Source organism: Azohydromonas aeria, assembly GCF_009760915.1.
In the GTDB taxonomy this organism is placed as follows: Bacteria; Pseudomonadota; Gammaproteobacteria; order Burkholderiales; family Burkholderiaceae_C; genus Azohydromonas; species Azohydromonas aeria.
The window spans coordinates 1-17,361 of the sequence record NZ_VIDQ01000029.1 but is presented as its reverse complement, the minus strand read 5'-3'; the positions used below and the strand labels follow the sequence as shown (position 1 = coordinate 17,361).

Annotated in this window: 19 protein-coding genes and 1 pseudogene; 14 read left to right on the top strand and 6 right to left on the bottom strand. The window is 73.3% G+C overall.

What is annotated here, in order from left to right:
- Window positions 1-22 precede the first annotated feature (22 nt).
- Entirely contained in the window at window positions 23-1,486 is a 1,464-nt protein-coding gene (locus tag FJ694_RS17575) for a replication initiation protein (RefSeq protein ID WP_198320881.1), read from the top strand.
- Between the two features lie 25 nt (window positions 1,487-1,511).
- On the opposite strand, the gene FJ694_RS17570 is transcribed toward FJ694_RS17575, so the two are convergent.
- Together FJ694_RS17570 and FJ694_RS17565 are read right to left on the bottom strand one after the other, a co-directional pair.
- On the bottom strand, window positions 1,512-2,459 hold the full coding sequence (locus tag FJ694_RS17570) for an L-lactate dehydrogenase (protein WP_157268547.1): 948 nt from the start codon (window positions 2,457-2,459) through the stop codon (window positions 1,512-1,514).
- Between the two features lie 96 nt (window positions 2,460-2,555).
- Window positions 2,556-3,104, bottom strand: a complete 549-nt coding sequence (locus tag FJ694_RS17565) for a class I SAM-dependent methyltransferase (RefSeq protein WP_157268546.1) — start codon at window positions 3,102-3,104, stop codon at window positions 2,556-2,558.
- A 134-nt stretch (window positions 3,105-3,238) separates the two neighbouring features.
- Between FJ694_RS17565 and FJ694_RS17560 the strand changes: the two genes are divergently transcribed.
- Window positions 3,239-3,838: a diguanylate cyclase gene (locus FJ694_RS17560; protein ID WP_157268545.1), complete on the top strand. Its 600-nt coding sequence runs from the start codon at window positions 3,239-3,241 to the stop codon at window positions 3,836-3,838.
- A gap of 49 nt (window positions 3,839-3,887) precedes the next feature.
- Here the strand turns inward: FJ694_RS17560 and FJ694_RS17555 are convergent, their stop codons facing one another.
- Complete coding sequence (locus tag FJ694_RS17555) at window positions 3,888-4,841, bottom strand: YihY/virulence factor BrkB family protein (protein WP_157268544.1); 954 nt, start codon at window positions 4,839-4,841, stop codon at window positions 3,888-3,890.
- Between the two features lie 97 nt (window positions 4,842-4,938).
- Here FJ694_RS17555 and FJ694_RS17550 point away from each other — a divergent pair, with 97 nt between their 5' ends.
- The 8 genes from FJ694_RS17550 to FJ694_RS17515 all read left to right on the top strand — a co-directional run bounded on the left by FJ694_RS17550 (window position 4,939) and on the right by FJ694_RS17515 (window position 13,866).
- Window positions 4,939-5,235: a type II toxin-antitoxin system RelE/ParE family toxin gene (locus FJ694_RS17550; RefSeq protein WP_157268598.1), complete on the top strand. Its 297-nt coding sequence runs from the start codon at window positions 4,939-4,941 to the stop codon at window positions 5,233-5,235.
- A gap of 6 nt (window positions 5,236-5,241) precedes the next feature.
- Window positions 5,242-5,547, top strand: coding sequence for an addiction module antidote protein (locus tag FJ694_RS17545; protein ID WP_157268543.1), 306 nt, complete (start codon window positions 5,242-5,244; stop codon window positions 5,545-5,547).
- A gap of 145 nt (window positions 5,548-5,692) precedes the next feature.
- A complete protein-coding gene (gene dinG, locus FJ694_RS17540; protein ID WP_157268542.1) occupies window positions 5,693-7,831 on the top strand; it encodes an ATP-dependent DNA helicase DinG in 2,139 nt (712 codons plus the stop codon).
- 267 nt (window positions 7,832-8,098) lie between these two features.
- Complete coding sequence (locus FJ694_RS37780) at window positions 8,099-10,159, top strand: putative bifunctional diguanylate cyclase/phosphodiesterase (RefSeq protein ID WP_157268541.1); 2,061 nt, start codon at window positions 8,099-8,101, stop codon at window positions 10,157-10,159.
- 30 nt (window positions 10,160-10,189) lie between these two features.
- A complete protein-coding gene (locus tag FJ694_RS17530; RefSeq protein WP_198320880.1) occupies window positions 10,190-11,269 on the top strand; it encodes a sensor domain-containing diguanylate cyclase in 1,080 nt (359 codons plus the stop codon).
- A 116-nt stretch (window positions 11,270-11,385) separates the two neighbouring features.
- Entirely contained in the window at window positions 11,386-12,021 is a 636-nt protein-coding gene (locus tag FJ694_RS17525) for an FMN-dependent NADH-azoreductase (RefSeq protein WP_157268539.1), read from the top strand.
- Window positions 12,022-12,221: 200 nt separating this feature from the next.
- Window positions 12,222-12,686, top strand: a complete 465-nt coding sequence (locus tag FJ694_RS17520) for a response regulator (protein WP_157268538.1) — start codon at window positions 12,222-12,224, stop codon at window positions 12,684-12,686.
- 82 nt (window positions 12,687-12,768) lie between these two features.
- Window positions 12,769-13,866 carry a DnaJ domain-containing protein gene (locus FJ694_RS17515; RefSeq protein WP_157268537.1) on the top strand — a complete coding sequence of 366 codons (1,098 nt, stop codon included), beginning with the start codon at window positions 12,769-12,771 and terminating at the stop codon, window positions 13,864-13,866.
- A gap of 43 nt (window positions 13,867-13,909) precedes the next feature.
- Here FJ694_RS17515 and FJ694_RS17510 read toward each other — a convergent pair whose 3' ends face one another.
- Together FJ694_RS17510 and FJ694_RS17505 are read right to left on the bottom strand one after the other, a co-directional pair.
- The gene (locus FJ694_RS17510) at window positions 13,910-14,134 is read right to left on the bottom strand and encodes a YMGG-like glycine zipper-containing protein (protein ID WP_157268536.1); all 225 of its coding nucleotides are present in this window, start codon (window positions 14,132-14,134) and stop codon (window positions 13,910-13,912) included.
- Window positions 14,135-14,274: 140 nt separating this feature from the next.
- A complete protein-coding gene (locus FJ694_RS17505) occupies window positions 14,275-14,568 on the bottom strand; it encodes a hypothetical protein (protein ID WP_157268535.1) in 294 nt (97 codons plus the stop codon).
- Window positions 14,569-14,688: 120 nt separating this feature from the next.
- Between FJ694_RS17505 and FJ694_RS17500 the strand changes: the two genes are divergently transcribed.
- Window positions 14,689-15,309 (top strand): DUF938 domain-containing protein, encoded by a 621-nt coding sequence (locus FJ694_RS17500; protein WP_157268534.1) that lies wholly within the window; start codon window positions 14,689-14,691, stop codon window positions 15,307-15,309.
- Window positions 15,310-15,329: 20 nt separating this feature from the next.
- On the opposite strand, the gene FJ694_RS17495 is transcribed toward FJ694_RS17500, so the two are convergent.
- Complete coding sequence (locus FJ694_RS17495) at window positions 15,330-15,986, bottom strand: UPF0149 family protein (RefSeq protein ID WP_157268533.1); 657 nt, start codon at window positions 15,984-15,986, stop codon at window positions 15,330-15,332.
- Window positions 15,987-16,092: 106 nt separating this feature from the next.
- Between FJ694_RS17495 and FJ694_RS17490 the strand changes: the two genes are divergently transcribed.
- The 3 genes and pseudogenes from FJ694_RS17490 to FJ694_RS17480 all read left to right on the top strand — a co-directional run.
- Window positions 16,093-16,656, top strand: a complete 564-nt coding sequence (locus FJ694_RS17490; protein WP_157268532.1) for a peroxiredoxin — start codon at window positions 16,093-16,095, stop codon at window positions 16,654-16,656.
- Window positions 16,657-16,730: 74 nt separating this feature from the next.
- Entirely contained in the window at window positions 16,731-17,078 is a 348-nt protein-coding gene (locus tag FJ694_RS17485) for a DUF2946 family protein (protein WP_157268531.1), read from the top strand.
- A gap of 87 nt (window positions 17,079-17,165) precedes the next feature.
- Window positions 17,166-17,361: pseudogene (locus FJ694_RS17480) on the top strand (hypothetical protein); the annotation flags it as partial.

Here is a 17,361-nt window from a genome sequence, read left to right as displayed (position 1 = left end):
CGCGTGCGCTACAGTGCCCGCCATGTCCAGCGACGACGTCCCGTCCCCGCCGCCCCCGCCTGCCCGGAAGCGCCGCGCCAAGGCGGCGGACGGCGGGAGCCCGCGCGCCGTCACGGTGCGCAAGCCCGTCAACACGCTGGCCATCGTCCCGAAGTCGGCACGCATCACCTCGCTGGGCCGCAAGAGCTACAACGTGCTGCTGCACGAGGCGCAGGCGCAAGGGCTGGACAAGGACGTGTTCCGCGCGCCGCTGGAGCGCATCGTGCGCGGCGTGGACTTCGACTCCAACGACCACGCGCTGATCAAGAAGCACCTGCGCGCCATGGTCTCCACCACCGTCGAGTGGCAGTCGCCGACCACGGGCGAGGGCACGGCCTGGAACGTCAGCGGCCTGCTGGCGCACGCGCGGCTGACCAAGGAGCGCGGGCAGGTCTGGATCGAATGGTCCTATGCCGTGAACCTGAAGCAGGAGCTGCTGGAGCCCAGCGTGTTCGCGCGGCTGAAGCTGGAGATCATCAGCCAGCTGCGCTCGCATGCCGGCATCGCGCTCTACGAGATCTGTACCCGCTACAAGGACGTAGGCCGCACCTCGCGCCAGCACTGGCGCTGGTGGCGCCCGGTGCTCAGCGGCCAGCCCGAGAGCGAGCGCACCGCGAAGCTGGAGTACCGCATCTTCAAGCGCGACACGCTCAAGCCCGCCATCGCCGAGGTGTGCGCGCTGACCGACCTGGAGGTCGAGCTGGCCGAGTACAAGGAAGGGCGCTTCATCGGCGACATCCAGTTCCTGATCCGGCCCAAGCCCCAGGCCGCGCTGCCGCTTGCGGCCGCGGCGCACCCGGTGGACCTGCAGCTCGTGGCGCGCGCGCAGGCGCTGGGCGTGGCGGAGGAGAAGACCGAGGCGCTGCTGCAGACCCATGGTCCGGCGGCGCTGCAGTCGGCGCTGGAGCTGCTGGCGCGGCGCGCCGCCTCCAGCTACCCCGAGCCGCTGCGCGACCCGGCACGCTACCTCAAGGCGATCCTGGCGGGCGAGGCGGCCGCGGTGCCGGCGCCGGTGCCGACGTCCCCGCCGGCCGAAGCGGTGGCGTCGGCGCCCGCGGCCGGGCGTGCCGCGTTCCCGCCGCAGCCGGCCGCCGTGCCGGTCGAGCTCGAGGCCGGGGCCGGGGAGGGCCTGGTGAAAACCTCGGCGCGGCGCCAGGCGCGCTGGGTCGAGGTCTGGCTGCGGCGGCGGCGCGAGCGCGTGGTGGACGACATCGCCGCGCTGTCGGCCGAGGCGCAGGGCGAGCTGTCGGCGCAGCTGCTGGCCGACATGGAGGCGCGCCAGGTGCACCCCTCCATCCGCAAGCGGCTGCAGACCAGCGGCTGGCAGCACCCGCTGGTGCTGCCGGAGATGGTGCGCTGGTATGCGCAGGGCGTGCACGGCCCGGGCTGGGACCAGCCCACGCCGCAGCAGCTGCTGGAGATCGCGGCGGAGCTGGGCGACGGCTGAAAAAGCCAGGGCCGCGGCGGCCGCGCTACTGCAGGCCCAGCGAGTCGAAGGCGCCGCGGATCACGTCGGCCGAGCGCCGCAGCGCCTGCAGCTCGTCCTCGTCCAGCGGCACGGGCAGCACGTGGCGCACGCCCTGGCGCCCGACCACCGCCGGCAGGCTCAGGCAGACGTCATGGATGCCGTAGGGGCCCTGCAGCAGCGTGGACACCGTCAGCACCGAGGACTCGTCGCGCACGATGGCCTCGACGATGCGCGTGAGCGCCGCGGCGATGGCGAAGTTGGTGGCGCCCTTGCGCCGGATGATCTCGTAGGCGGCGTCGCGCACGCTGGCCGCCACCGCCGCGCGGTCGTCGGCGCTGCAGCCCTGGCCGGTGAGGGTGCAGAAGTCCTCCAGCCGCATGTTGGCCAGCCGCGTGGTGGACCAGGCGACGAGCTCGCTGTCGCCATGCTCGCCCAGCACGTAGGCGTGGACGTTGCGCGGATCGACGCCGTAGCGCGTGGCCAGCTCCGCGCGCAGCCGTGCCGAGTCCAGCACCGTGCCCGAGCCCAGCACGCGGCCGCTGGGCAGGCCCGAGAAGCGCAGCGCGGCGAAGGTCATGGCGTCCACCGGGTTGGTGGCCAGCAGCAGCAGCCCTTGCGGATTGGCCTGCACCACGCCGGCGACGATGCCGCGCAGCGCCTGCACGTTGCGCTGCAGCAGCGCCAGGCGCGACTCGCCGGGCTGCTGCGCGGCGCCGGCAGTGATGACGCTGACCACCGCCCCGGCCGCGTCGGCCAGGCTGCCGGCGCGCACCTGCACGGGCCGGTGGAAGGGAACGGCATGCGCGATGTCCATCGCCTCGCCCTCGGCGCGCGCCACGTCGGCGTCGATCACGACGATCTCGTGCGCCAGCCCCGACGCCGCCAGCGTGTTGGCGAAGGTGCTGCCCACCCGGCCCGCGCCGATGACGGCCACCTTGGTCCCGTTGCCCATGCAATGCTCCTTCATTCAGACGGTCATGCCGGTGGGCGGAGCAGGCTCCGTTCCGGCGCGCCCGCAACGTTCGCCGGCAGGCGTGGCAGGAAAGCGTCAGGCGCGCGCCTCGATGAAGAAGCTCTCGCGCTCGCGGTTGTCGAGGTCGGTGATGCCCGGGATGCCGCAGGCGCTCTCGTGGAAGGCGCAGCGGCGGATGTCGTGGAAGCCGGCGTCCTGCAGCAGCTCCTGCGCGAACTCGTAGTTGAAGGGCGTGTGCACCGAGCCGTACCAGATCAGCTGCGTCACCAGCTTGGCGCCGATGGAGCGCGCGTGCTTGTCGGGCACGTAGAAATAGGCGGCGTCGCCGCGCTGCCAGGCGGCGATGGCACGCTCCATGTCGGGCAGGCCCAGGCGCAGCACGCCGCGCGGGCGCAGCACGCGGCGCACCTCGCGCAGCACGCCGGGAATGTCGGGCCAGAATAGGTCCTGCAGCAGGTGCATGGCCACGGCGTGGTCGATGGAGCCGCTGTCCAGGGGCAGTCCCTGGCGCAGGTCGCCGACCAGGTCCACGCCCGGAGCGGCGGTCCAGTCGGCGTTGATCCAGCCCGGCGCGGGCTGCGGGCCGCAGCCCAGTTGAAGTCGCTTCAGCGGGGTGTTGATCATGCGGGTGCCATGCCGGTGGCGGGATCGAAGGCGGTGCAAGCCCCGTTCCCAGGAGACGCCGTGATGCGGCCCGGGCCGCTCCCTGGCGGCGCGCGGCGGCGCGGCCGGGGCATGGGCGTTGCCGCTGTCGCGGCATGGACACCACCGCCGTGCTGCTGCAGCAACTCCTGCTCTACGGGCTCCTGCCGCTGTGGCTGCTGGCGGGCTTTGCCGATTGGCTGTGCCACCGGGTGCAAGGCATGGAGCACGACGCGGGCACGCAGGAGTCGGTGCTGCACTGGCTGATGCTGGCCGAGATGGGCCCGGCGCTGGCCGCGGCGCTGCTGCTGGAGGTGACGGCCGCGGTGCTGGCGCTGCTGTTCGTGCTGTGCCTGGCGCACGAGCTCACGACCTGGTGGGACCTGCGCTTTGCCGAGTCGCGGCGGCGCATCCCGTGGTTCGAGCAGTGGGTGCATGCGCTGCAGCTGTCGCTGCCCTGGGCCGGGCTGGCGGGGCTGGCGCTGATCCACCACGGGCAGGCTGCGGCGCTGCTGGGTGTCGCGGGCACGCCCGACTGGGGCTGGCGGGCGAAGGCCGTGCCGCTGCCGCCGGCCTACGTCTGGGGCGTGGCCGCGGCCGGCGTGCTGCTGGTGGCGCTGCCCTTTGCCGAGGAACTCCTGCGCTGCCGCCGCGCCGAGGCCGTGGCTTCGCGGCGGCGGCAGTTGCGCGGCGCGCTGCGCACCGGCGGGCGCTGAAGGCTCAAGGATTTGAAGGGGGTTTTCAGGCCCCGCCCAGAGCCCCCGCTCAGGCCCCGCGCTTGTGCTGCAGCCCGCCGTGCTCGGGCGCCACGGCCTGCACGCGCCGGCGCGTGGCCGGGTCGCGCGCGGCCTGACCCTCGACCTTCTCGCCCTTTTGCTTGCCAGCGTCGGCATGGTGTTCGACCAGGGCGTTGATCTCCGAGCCCAGCAGGATGACCAGGCCCACGATGTAGAGCCACAGCATCAGCACGATGACGGCGCCGATGCTGCCGTAGGTGGCGTCGTAGTTGCCGAAGTTGGTGGCGTAGTAGGCGAAGCCCAGCGAGGCGATCACCAGCGTGATCACGCCCAGCACGCTGCCCGGGGTGATGAAGCGGAAGCTCTGCTTCACGTCCGGCGCCAGGTAGTAGATGAGCGCGAAGGCCAGCGTCAGCCCGCCCAGGATGATGAGCCAGCGCAGCGCGGCAAAGAACCACAACACGGCCTGGTTGGCCGTGACGTACTGCACCAGCCAGTCCTGGATCACGCCGCCGAGCACGATCAGCGAGAAGCCGCCAATCATCAGCGCCACGAACAGCACGCTCAGCCCGATGGCGGTGACGCGCGCCTTGAGGAAGCCGCGCCCTTCCTTGACGTCGTAGGTGACGTTGAGCGCCTGCATCACCGCGTACATGCCGGTGGAGGTGGCCCACAGCGTGGCCAGGAAGCCGAAGGACAGCAGCCCGCCGCGCTGCTGGCCCGTGATCTGCTGCACCACGTCGGCGAACATCTGTGCGGCGTTGGCCGGCAGCGCCTGGCGCAGCAGGTCCATGATGGCCCGGTCCACGTTCGGTATGGGCAGGAACGGGATGACGGCCATCACGAAGATCATGGCCGGGAAGATGGCCAGCGTCAGGTAGAAGCCCAGCGCCGCGGCGCCGTTGAAGATGTCGTCGTCGCTGATCTCCTGGTACAGCTCCTTGAGGAACTGTGTCAACGGCACACCGCCGAGCCTGCGCATGTGGGGCCTCGCTTTGCCAATGCTTGTGATGGCTTGCTGCAGTGCAATGGGCGTTCCCAGGCGCGGCCTGTTGTATCCGATCGAATACAATGCGTTGATGTACACGGTCAAGCGTACGTCGCAGTTCGATGACTGGTTCCTGGGGTGGCGTGACGGCATGACGCGCATTCGCCTGGCGCGCCGGCTGGAGCGGGCTCAGCGCGGCCAACTTGGCGACGTGAAGCCGGTAGGCGAGGGCGTGTTCGAGATGCGTGAGTTCTTTGGCCCGGGCTGGCGCATGTACTACGTGCGGCGCGGCGACGTGCTGATCGTGATGCTGGGTGGCGGCGACAAGAGCGCGCAGTCCGCCGACATTGCCGCGGCTCAGGCGCTGGCTGCCAACCTTGAGGAGTGATGCTCCATGTCCGAAAAGATGAAAGTCGCCGACCTTCCCGAGTTCGACATGGCCGACTACCTCGACAGCGACGAAGCCGTGGCCGAGTACCTGACGCAAGTGCTGACCGATGGCGACAGCGCTGAGCTCGTTCGCGCCCTGGGCCACATCGCCAAGGCCCGCGGCATGGCGCAGATCGCCAGGGACTCGGGCCTGGGACGCGAAAGCCTGTACAAGGCGCTGCGCCCCGATGCCCAGCCGCGTTTCGACACCATCCTGCGCGTCTGCGCCGCGCTGGGCGTGAGGTTGGTCGCGCAGCCTGTGCCGCGCTGATCCGTGCCGGGCCCGCGCTCCGGGCTCCGGGCTCTGGGCTCATGCAGGTGCTTGCCGTGCGGAGCGCCTGACGGACTAGACTGTCTTTTTATCCATACGGCGCGACGGCGCCGCCCCCTGCGGGGCCCTCTTTTCCCCTGACCACATGGACAAGCAGCCGCTGCACGACGCGCTGGATGCGCAGTATTTCGGCCTGGCCGAGCGGCTCGACGGCTTCCAGCCGCGCGAGGGGCAATTGCAGATGCTGCATGCCATTGCCGACACCCTGGCCGACGCCGACTTCGATCCGGCCAACCCGCCCACGCCCAAGGTCGCCGTCATCGAGGCCGGCACCGGCGTGGGCAAGACCCGCGCGTACCTGCTCGCCGGGCTGCACCTCGCGCGGCTGCGCAAGGTGAAGCTGCTGATCTCGACGGCCACGATCGCGCTGCAGGAACAGCTGATGCACAAGGACCTGCCGGAGCTGGCCAAGGCTTCGAGCGAGCCTTTCAGCTACGCGATGCTCAAGGGCCGCGGCCGCTACGTCTGCCTCCTGAAGCTCGAAGCCCAGGCCTCGGGCCAGGCGCAGTCGGAGTTCGAGCTGGCCGAGCCCGCGCAGCAGGGCGCGGCCGAGGCCGACGCCGCCGTGTTCCAGAAGCTGCAAAGGAAGCTCCAGTCCGGCGCCTGGGACGGCGAGCGCGACAGCCTCGATGGCGAGGCGCTGGCCGGCTGGGGCCGCATCGCCGCCGACCGCCATGCCTGCACCGGCCCGGCCTGCGAGCAGTACCAGGACTGCCTCTACTACGGCGCCAAGCGCGTGGCGGCGTCCGCCGACGTGCTGGTGGCCAACCATGACCTGGTACTGGCCTCGCTGCGCAGCGACAAGTCGGCGCTGCCGTCGGGCGAGCGCGCCATCTACGTCTTCGACGAGGGCCACCACCTGCCCGCCATCGCGCTGGCGCACGGCGCCAGCGAGACCGAGCTCACCAGCACCGCCTGGGCCACGCGGCTGGAGCGGGCGCTGTCCGCCGCCGCCTCCGAGCTGGACTACCCCGCCGAGAGCCTGCCCGACGGCCTGGACGTGCTGCGCGAGAAGCTGGGCCAGCTCGCCCGCGCGCTGCTGGACGCCTACGGCGAGCGCATCCAGGCCCATGCCGCGGCCGGCAGCAGCGAGCCGCTGCGCGTGCGGCTGCCGCAGGGGCGGCTGTCCGGGGAGCTGCGCGGCTTCTGGGAAGAGCTGCAGCAGGTGGCGGCCACGGCGGAGTCGAAGCTGGCCGACTTCTCCAACTGGATGCGGCGCAAGCGCAGCGACGAGGGCGAGCGCGCGGCGGAGATCAACCCGCACCTGCTGGCCATCGGGCCGCAGGCGCGGCGCCTGACCGAGCTGGCCGAGACCGCCGAGCTCATGCTCGACGAGGGCGCGATGCCGCCGGCCAAGTGGTTCGACTTCCGCGCCGAAGGGGGCGTGGTGCGGCTGGACGCCAAGGCCTGCCCGCTGTTCGCCGGCGCGCTGCTGCAGCGCAACCTCTGGAGCCGGCTGCGCGGCGCGGTGGTGACCTCGGCCACGCTGCGCGCGCTGGGGAAGTTCGACTTCTTCCTGCGCGACGCCGGGCTCGAGTACGTCGAGGGCGCGCGCGCCCTGGAGGTGGCCAGCCCTTTCGACTACGGGCGCCAGGGCCGCTTCATCGTCGTGGCCACGCAGTCCAGCCCCAAGGACCCGGCGGCACACAACCGCGAGTGCGGCCGGCTCATCGCGCAGGACCTGCGCGAAGTCCAGCACGGCGCGCTGCTGCTGTGCTCGTCGTGGGTGCAGTTGCGCGCGATCGTGGACGCCATGCCGCCGGAGATCCGCAACGATCTGCTGGTGCAGGGCAGCGCCTCGCGCGAGCAGCTGCTGCGCCGGCATCGCGAGGCCGTGGCGCGCGGCCAGCGCTCGGTGCTGGCCGGGCTGCAGAGCTTCGGCGAAGGGCTGGACCTGCCCGGCACGCAGTGCGAGTGGGTGTTCATGCCCAAGGTGCCCTTCGCCAATCCGAGCGACCCGGTGTCGGAGGCGCGCAGCGAGTGGCTGGAGGCCAAGGGCCGCAACAGCTTCGTCGAGCTCACCGTGCCGGCCACCGGCGTGCGCCTGAACCAGTGGGCCGGGCGCGGCATTCGCAGCGAGATGGACCGCGCCACGCTGGTGTGCTACGACCCGCGCCTGGCCGGCACGCCCTTCGGCCGCCAGCTTCTGGCCGGGCTGCCGCCCTTCGCCAAGCGGCTGCGCCGCGGCGGCCAGGAATCGGCACTGGAGGAGGGCGGGGCCTGAGCCCCGGGGAGTGGTTTCCCGCCGCGGGCAACGGACGCGCGGCCCGCTTTTGCGGCCACCGGGCTGAGCAAGCTCAAGGCGCCGCGCCGTTACAGCGTGAGACACTGCGCGCCGCGCCGGGCGGCATCCCCCATTGAGGGGTGCCGTGCCCGGCGCCGCCCGTAGCGGCCTGCCGCGTGACCTGGTTCACGCAACCGGTGCTGCATGCCCGGGCTTGATCGCCGATAAGCATTACTGCGTCCGCCGCCTTGGCGGCCGCCCTCAGGCATGAATCCAACCGCAGTTCCCTGCCCCGAAACCACGGCCGCCGAGCTGCGGGACGTCGTCCACGACCTGCGCGAAGTCGTGTTCCGCACCGACGCGCAGGGCCGCTGGGTCTTCCTCAACCGGGCCTGGACCGAGCTCACCGGCCACGCGGTGGCGGACTCGCTGGGCGAGCCGTTCCAGGCGCATGTCCACCCCCTGGACCGCGATTGCGCGGCGCAGCTGTTCACCGAGCTGCTCAACGGCCGCGAGGAAGTGCGCCACACGGTGCGGCTGCTGGCGGGCGACGGCCGCCTGCGCTGGGTGGAGGTGTGGGCGCGGCCGTCGCGCGATGCCGCGCAGCGGGTGCACGGCAGCACCGGCACGCTCACCGACGTGAGCGAGCGGCTGCGCACCGAGGAGCGGCTGCGCCTGGCCGCCAGCGTCTTCGACGGCGCGCGCGAGGGCATCGCCATCACCGACCCGCAGGGCCGCATCATCGACGTCAACGCCGCCTTCGAGGAGATCACCGGCTACCGGCGCGAGCAGGTGCTGGGCCGCAATCCCTCGGTGCTGTCCAGCGGCCGCCACGACCGCGCCTTCTACCAGGCGATGTGGAAGGACCTGGTGGAGAAGGGTGCCTGGAGCGGCGAGATCTGGAACCGCCGCGCCGACGGCGCGCTGCTGGCCGAGCTGCTGCGCATCTCGGCGGTGCGCGACGCGCAGGGGCGCCACACCCACTACGTCGCCATCTTCAGCGACATCACCGGGCTCAAGCGCCAGCAGGAAACGCTGGAGCGGCTGGCGCACTACGACGCGCTCACCGGGCTGCCCAACCGCGTGCTGCTGTCGGACCGGCTGGAGACGCTGATCGCGCAGGCCGCGCGCCGGCGCGAGCACATCGCCGTGTGCTCGCTGGACCTCGACGGCTTCAAGGAAGTCAACGACGCCTGGGGCCATGCCAGCGGCGACGAGCTGCTGGTGCAGGCCGCCGAGCGCATGCGCCAGACGCTGCGCGGCGCCGACACCGTGGCGCGGCCCGGCGGCGACGAGTTCGTGCTGCTGCTCGACCAGGCGCAGTCCGAGGCCGAGGTGGCGGTGGTGGCCGAGCGCGTGCTGCAGGCGCTGGCCGCGCCCTTCGCGCTCAACGCGGGCCCGGCGCGCGTGACCGGCAGCCTGGGCATCGCGCTGTACCCGCAGCACGGGCGCACGCCCGACCAGCTGCTGCGCAACGCCGACCAGGCCATGCTGCGCGCCAAGCGCCAGGGCAAGAACCACGCGTGCTTCGTCGCCGACGACGACGTGCAGGTGTCCGAGCGCGAGCAGCATGCGCAGGCGCTGCGCCGCGCGCTGCACCAGGGCGAGCTGAGCCTGCACTACCAGCCCAAGGTGGACGCGCGCACGCTGCGCCCGGTGGGCGCGGAGGCGCTGCTGCGCTGGGTGCATCCCGAACGCGGGCTGGTGCTGCCGGGCGAGTTCCTGCCGCAGATCCACGGCACCGAGCTGGAGTGCGAGATCGACTGGCGCGTGCTGGAGCACGGCATGGCGCAGCTGGGCCGCTGGATGCGCCAGGGCCACGACATGACGCTGAGCATCAACCTCTCGGCCGCGACGCTGCTGCACCCGCAGCTGGCCACGCGCGTGGCGCAGCTCGCGCGCGAGCACGGCGTGCCGCCCGGGCGGCTGGAGCTGGAGGTGCTGGAGACGGCAGCGCTGGCCGACCTGTCGGCGGTGGTGCAGACCATGGAGGCCTGCGCCCGCGTGGGCGTGTGCTTCGCGCTCGACGACTTCGGCACCGGCTACTCCTCGCTGCACTACCTGCGCCAGCTGCCGGTGAAGTCGCTCAAGATCGACCAGGGCTTCGTGCGGCGCATGCTCACCGACGAGGGCGACATGCACATCGTGCGCGCCGTCGTCGGCCTGGCCGGCGCCTTCGGCGTGCGCACCGTGGCCGAGGGCGTGGAGACGCAGCCACATGCGCAGGCGCTCACCGCGCTGGGCTGCGACGTGCTGCAGGGCTACTGGTTCGCGCGCCCGATGGCCGCGCCGGCGCTGGAGCAGTGGCTTGCGACGCAGCCGCATTGACCGGCGCATGTCGTGCCGGGGGTTCATGCAGTGACGACCGCATCGCCTGCCGCCGCGTCCGCGCACCGTCCGGGCCTGGGGCTGGTGCGGCGCGTCTACGTGCCGCGCCTGCTCGGCCTGGGCCTGGGCGGGCTGGCCGTGGGCGCGGCGCTGGCGCAGCACGGGCTGCTGGCGCTGCTGTGGCCGGTGCTGGCCTTCCACGCGCTGCTGTGGCCGCACCTGGCCTACCGCTGGGCCCGCCGCGCCGCGCAGCCGCGCCGCGCCGAGTTCCGCAACCTGCTGGCCGACGCCTTCGGCGGCGGCTTCTGGCTCTCGGCCATGGCCTTCAACCTGCTGCCGTGCGTGCTCATCGCCACCATGCTGAGCATGAACAACATCGCCGTGGGCGGCGTGCGGCTGTTCGCGCGCGGGCTCATGGCCATGGCGCTGGGCACCATCACCGGCGGGGCGCTGCTGGGCTGGCGGCTGGAGCCCGAGTCCACGCTGGTGACGGTGGCGGCCTGCATCCCGTTCCTGGTGAGCTATCCGCTGGTCATCGGCATCGTCACCTTCCGCCTGTCGCGCCGGCTGGCACAGCAGAAGGCGCAGCTGCGCGAGCTGGTGCAGTTCGACGCGCTCACCGGCCTGCTCAACAAGAGCCACTGGCACGCGCAGCTGGAGGCGGAGTTCGCGCGCTGGCGCCGCAGCGGCCGCCCGGTGGCGCTGATGGTGCTGGACCTGGACCACTTCAAGCGCGTCAACGACACCCACGGCCACCCGGCCGGCGACGCGGTGCTGCGCCATTTCACGCAGCTGCTGCGCGGTCTGGTGCGCGAGGTGGACGTGGCCGGGCGCATCGGCGGCGAGGAGTTCGGCGTGATCGTCCACGACGCCGGCCCCGAGACCGCGCACCAGCTGGCGCACCGCCTGCGCCGCCAGCTGGCCCTGCTGCCCGCGCCCGTCGGTGACGGGCTGCACGTCACGGTGAGCATCGGCATCGCCTCGCCGGGCAACTGGCACGACGGCGCCGCGCACTGGCTCGCCGATGCCGACGCCGCGCTCTACAGCGCCAAGCGCGACGGCCGCGACACGGTGCGGCTGGCGCCGCGCCGGCAGCGGCAAGCCGCCTGAATTCAAAAAATCCGCATGCCGCGTTGCGGCGTTCCTGCTGGGACAAGCCGGCAGACGGGCCTACTCTTGAGTCCATGCAGCAGCCGCTGCTTCAACGGATTTCAACGGAGTAAGCCATGAACGTTCTGCACCTGGATTCGAGCCCGCTCGGTGGCGCGTCGGTGACGCGCGAAGTCACGGCGGCGCTGGCCGCGGCATACCGGGCCGCAGGCGCGGGGGTGACCTACCGCGACCTGGCGGCGCAGCCGGTGGCGCACCTGGGCGGCGAGTTGCTGCAGGCGCTGCGCCCGGCACCGGGCGCGGCCCGGCCCGAAGGGGAGGCGGTGGCGCGCGAGCTGGCGCTGACCGAGGCACTGCTGGCCGAGTTCCTGGCCGCCGACGTGGTGGTGGTGGGCGCGCCCATGTACAACTTCTCGGTGCCGACCCAGCTCAAGGCCTGGATCGACCGCATCGCGCAGGCTGGGCGCACCTTCCGCTACACGCCCGAAGGCCCGCAGGGCCTGGCCGGCGGGCGCAAGGTCGTGATCGTGTCCTCGCGCGGCGGCCGCTACGCCGGCACCGCCTTCGAGCAGGCGCTGGACCACCAGGAAGCCTACCTGCGCGCGGTGTTCGGCTTCCTGGGCATCACCGACGTCGAGGTGGTGCGCACCGAGGGCGTGGCCCTGGGCGCCGAGGCGCGCGCGGCGGCGCTGGCGCAGGCCCGGCGCGAGGTCGAGGCGCTGGCGGCGGTGCACGAGGAAGCCACGGCCTGAAGGCCGCAGCGGACCGCCTTCCCCCGCGTGCGGGCGAGCCGGAGCGCGCGCCGCGGCCTGCGCAGCCGGGGGCGGCGGCGCCCTGGCGGCACGGGGATTGCCGCCTGCCCGGCCCGGAGGACGGCGCAGCCCGCCCGGGTGGCAGCGCTGGCGGCCCGGAGCCGCAGCGGTGCCGGCGTGCCGTCCCCGGAAAGGCCGACATGACCGAGCTTTCCCAGGCAGGCCCCCTGGCGCTGCAGCGCCGGCGCGACGATGCCGAACCGCACGCGTTCCAGGACGGGCGCACCGCGCCGGCGGCGCGGCGCGTGATGGTGGTGGACGACAACCCCGACGCCGCCGAGAGCCTGGCGCTGCTGCTGGAACTGCAGGGCCACGAGGTGCGCACCGCGCACGACGGCCCGGGCGCGGTGGCGCTGGCGCTGGCGTTCGTGCCGGCGCTGGCCATCGTGGACATCGGGCTGCCGGGCCTCAGCGGCCACGAGGTGGCGCGGCGCATCCGGGCCCAGCCCGGCGGCGCCGGCATGGTGCTGGTGGCGCTCACCGGCTGGGGCCAGCCCCAGGACCGGCAGGCCGCGCTGGACGCCGGCTTCGACCGCCACCTCACCAAGCCGGTGGCGCCGCAGCAGCTCGACGAGCTGTTCACGCTGGACAGGAAGCCGGCCTGAGCGGCGCGGTGGCGGCGCTGCGGCGCCGGCCCGCAACAGGAGGGCTGGCGCCGCGGCGGGGCGCCGCGGGCGCTGGGCTACCATGCCTCGCAGAACCGACCCGTCGCAGGATGACGGCGCGGTGCACGAGGGGAACATGGGGACCGACGACGCTTATGCCGAGCTGGGGCTGGCCGCCGGCGCGACCGACCACGAGATCAAGGCCGCGTGGCGACGGCTGGTGTCGCAATGGCACCCGGACCGCAATCCCAGCCCGCAGGCCGTGGTGCGCATGCAGCGCATCAACCACGCCTTCGAGCTGCTGCGCCAGGGCGTGGAAGTGGAGGCGCACGGCGGTCCCCCGCCGGCCGAGCCGAAGCCCGAGAAGCCGGCGCGCCCGCCCAAGGCTGCCGCACCCAAGCCGCCACCGCCCCCGCCGCGCCCGCCCTGGCACATCGAACGCAAGGTGAAACTGACGCTGGAGCAGGCGGCCGCGGGCGGGCGCATGGTGCTGCGCGGGCGCCACGTCGAGCGCTGCCTGGCGTGCGAGGGCAAGGGCTTCCGGCACAGCCCGCGGCCGTGCGAGCCCTGCCACGGCGCCGGGCGCGTCGGGCGGCGCAACTGGTTCGGCTGGATCGCCGGCTTCGACACCTGCGAGACCTGCCATGGCGACGGCCTGGCGCGGCTCGAATGCGAGCACTGCAAGAGCCTGGGCGAGCTGGGCCGCTGCCGCTACGAGATCGCGGTGGACCTGCCGCCGGGCCTGCGCCATGGCGAGGAACTCGACCTGGCCGCCGGCGGCACGCACGGCGACCGGCTCAAGCTGCACGTGGCGCTGCGCGAGCACCCGCTGTTCCAGCTGGAGGCCGACGGCACGGTGCGCTGCGAGATGCCGGTGGACGGCTTCCTGTGGGTCGCCAACCGCTGGATCGACGTGCCGACCCTCACCGGCACGCAGCAGCTGCGCCTGGACCGCCGCCACCTGCGCTACCGGCTGCGCGGCCAGGGCTTTCCCAAAGCGCGCGGCGGCGCGCGGGCGCACTACATCGTGGACGTGAAGCCGATCTTCCCGACGCAGTTCACGGCCGAGCAGGAAGTGCTGATCGAGCGCCTCGCGGCCACGCAGCAGCACCGCCCCGGCACGCTGATGCACGAGTGGCACCGGCGCTTCGCGGGCTGGCGGGCGAAGCAGGGCGGTTGAGCCCGGCCGCCGCCCGCGCCCGGCGAGCGTTCAGGGGGGCGGATCAGCAGCCGCGGCCGCGGCCGAGCAGCCCGCCGGCGACGGCGCCGCCCACGGTGCCCAGCGTGCTCTGGTCGGTCAGCACCGAGCCGGCCACGCCGCCGACGGCGGCGCCCACGGCGGTGTTCTTCGAGCAGCTGTCCATGCTGGCGCAACCGCTGGCGAGCAGCACGGTGGTCAGCGTGGCGGCGATGAGGCCGTAGCGGCGGCGTTGAGGTGTCTTGCGCATGGTGGTCTCCGTTTGTGGGGCCGGTAACTCGGCCATGCAGACAGCGTGCCCGCCGCGCCGGGGCGCCGCCATCGGACGCCGCCGGCGTGGCGTGTCGGACACCGCTCACACCACTTGCGGGTGTCCCGGGCGCGCCGGGCTCAGCGGCGCTTGAGCCGGGCCAGCAGCCCGTCGCGGCCGCTGACGGCGCGCAGCAGGAACAGCGCGCCGCCCACCGTGGCGGCGGCGCGCCATGCCGGGCTGGTGGCGCGGCGTCCGCGCAGCAGCAGCGCCGCGCCGGTGCCGAAGGCGAACCAGTGCTCGCCGGGCACGCCCGGGCGCTGGTCGTCGAAACGCTTTATCTGTCCCAGCACTTCGCCGGCGCGGCCCAGCAGGGCCTGGGCCGCGGCGCCGGGCGAGGACGTCTCTCGTTGGGAGGCGGGAACGTAGGACATGGCGGAAGGCTCCAGGCAATGGCAGGCGCGCCTCGGGCAACGGCAGTGCCCACCCGTCCCGGCGCATGAAAGCCCGTCGCCGCGGGCCGGCCTTCGCGCGCGGCGCCTAGCATGTCCGCCATGAACGATGCCCGCCTGCACAGTGCCGCCGCCGAGCGCAACCGCGAACCCATCCTGCGCGAGCTGCAGCGCCTGCTGCCGTCCGAAGGCGGCACGCTGCTGGAAGTCGCCAGCGGCAGCGGCCAGCACGCGGCCTGGATGAGCGCCGCACTGCCGCACTGGCGCTGGCTGCCCAGCGACGCCGACGCGCGCGTGCTGCCTTCCATCGCCGCCTGGTGCGCCAACCAACCCAACGTGCTCGCGCCGCTGCACCTGGACGTTGCGGCCGAAACCTGGGCGGGCGTGCCGCCGGCACTGGACGCGCTCTACTGCGCCAACCTGCTGCACATCGCACCCTGGCAGGATGGCCTGGCGCTGCTGCGCGGGGCCGGACGGCACCTGCGCCCGGGCGCGCCGCTGCTGCTCTACGGCCCCTTCGTGCAGGACGGGGTGCCCACCGCCGCGAGCAACCTGGCCTTCGACGCCGACCTGCGCGCGCGCAACCCGGCCTGGGGCCTGCGCCGCCTGGCCGACGTCTCCGACGCGGCGCGCGAGGCCGGGCTGCGCTTCCAGGAGCAGCTGGCCCTGCCGGCCAACAACCTGCTGCTGGTGTTCATGCGCGCCGCCGACCCGGCCGGCTGACGCGCGCGCGGGCAACCGGATCAGCCCGCGGCCGGCTCGCCGCCGTTGACGCCGCCGCCGCTGCCGGCCTGCTTCCTCTCCCACAGCACCAGCACCGCCTCGATCGCGGCGCGGCTGAGCTCGTCGCGCGCATGCGGGTCCTGCAGGTGCTCGCGCTCGGACTCTTCCAGCCCGGCCTCGTCGCCGCCCAGCAGCACGATGGGCGCGAGCACGTCGCCGAGCTCGGGATCGTCGAAGAGCGGCTCGTAGCCTTCGGGGTCCTGCGCCGCGCCCTGCAGGAAGCCGATGCACCAGTCCTCGGCATCGACGAGCTCCTCGTCCTTGGACTCGGCCACGCTCACCACCGGCTCCCAGTCGTCGGGCGACTCGCGCAGCCGCGTGGCGATGTTGTGCAGGTGGCGCAGCACCAGCACGGCGGTGTCCTTGCGCTTGCGGTTGCTGGGAAACGGCTGGTGTTCCTCGCCGTCGCCGCCCCAGACCACCGGCAGCCACTGCGCGGTGGGCCGCGCCGTCACGGACGAGGGCGACAGCAGCAGCGCGGTGAGGTAGCCGTCGAGCGCTTCCACGTTCATGGCGGCCTCCGACGGCAGCGCCAGCAGCGTCTCGTCGAGCTTGGCCAGCTCGGCGTCGCTCAGCGGCCGGTCGGGGAGCGAGGGGTCGTACTGCGGATAGTCCACGTGGGCGTTCCTTCTCTTGACGGTCTGTCAGGGTTGCGGTGAGGGGCCGGATTGTGGTGCAGCCGCCGGCGCTACAGTGCCCGCACAGGAAGTCCCGGAGATGCCGATGAATGTTTCCCGTCGCCGCGCCGCGGCCGCCGTGCTGGCGCTGCCGGCCGTCCTGGCCCTGCCGGGTGCGCACGCCGCGCTGCCCGTGGGCGCCAGCGCCCCCGATTTCACGGCCGAGGCCGCCCTGGCCGGCAAGACTTTCACGTTCAGCCTGGCCGAATCCCTGAAGAAGGGACCGGTGGTGCTCTATTTCTATCCCCGCGCCTTCACCAGCGGCTGCACCGTCGAGGCCCACGCCTTCGCCGAGGCCACGCCGGTGTTCGAGGCGCTGGGCGCCACCGTCATCGGCATGTCCAACGACGACATCGCCACGCTGCAGAAGTTCTCCGTCGAGGCCTGCCGCAACCGCTTCGCCGTGGCCGCCGACGCCGGCGCGCGCGTCATGAAGGCCTACGACGCCACGATGTGGGTCAAGCGCGACATGGCCGACCGCGTCTCCTACGCCATCAGCCCGCAGGGCAAGGTGCTGGCGGTGTACTCCAGCCTCAATCCCGACGGCCACGTCGGCGCCATGCTCAAGGCCGTCGAGAACTGGAAGCGCACGCAACCAGCCCGGCCCTGACGCGGCCCGCGCCGCGGCGCCGGCAGCGCGCCCCTCGTCTTTGCCAGAGGCGCGCCGTCTAAGATCGCGGCCCGATGCGACCCGCCGCCCGTCTCCACCTGCACCTGCCGCAGCGCGCCCTGGCGTGGCTGCTGCTCGTGCTGCTGCTGCCGCTGGCGCAGGCGGTGGCCGCGGGACACGCGGCGTCGCACCTGGGCGGCGAGGAGGGCGGCGCCCCGCACAAGCACGCGCTGCATGCCGCGCACTGCGCGCTGTGCGCCACGGCCGCCGACGTCACCGGCGCCGCGCCGCCGCCGCCAGTGCCCACCCTGGCCCTGGCCGAGGTCGCGCAGCCCGTGCCGGCGCTGCCGGGCCTGCGCCCCTGGACCGCTGCCCCGGCGCGGCCCTACGACAGCCGCGCCCCGCCCGCTCTCACGCACTGACCATCGTCGTTGCTACCGCACCCGGCGTCCCTGTTTCCCAGGCGCCGCCGGGCGCGGCCTCCCGTCATTGCGTGAAGGACCCTTCCCTTGAACCGATCCCTCCTGCCGGCGGCGCTCCTGGCCGCCCTGGCCGTGCCCGCGGCCGCCCAGACCGCCGCCCCGGCGGCCTCTTCGTCTTCCTCTTCCGGCGCCGAGCTGCAGGCGCTGCGCGACGAGATCCTGGCCCTGCGCAGCGCCTACGAGGCGCGGCTGCAGGCGCTGGAGCAGCGGCTGCAGGCGGCCG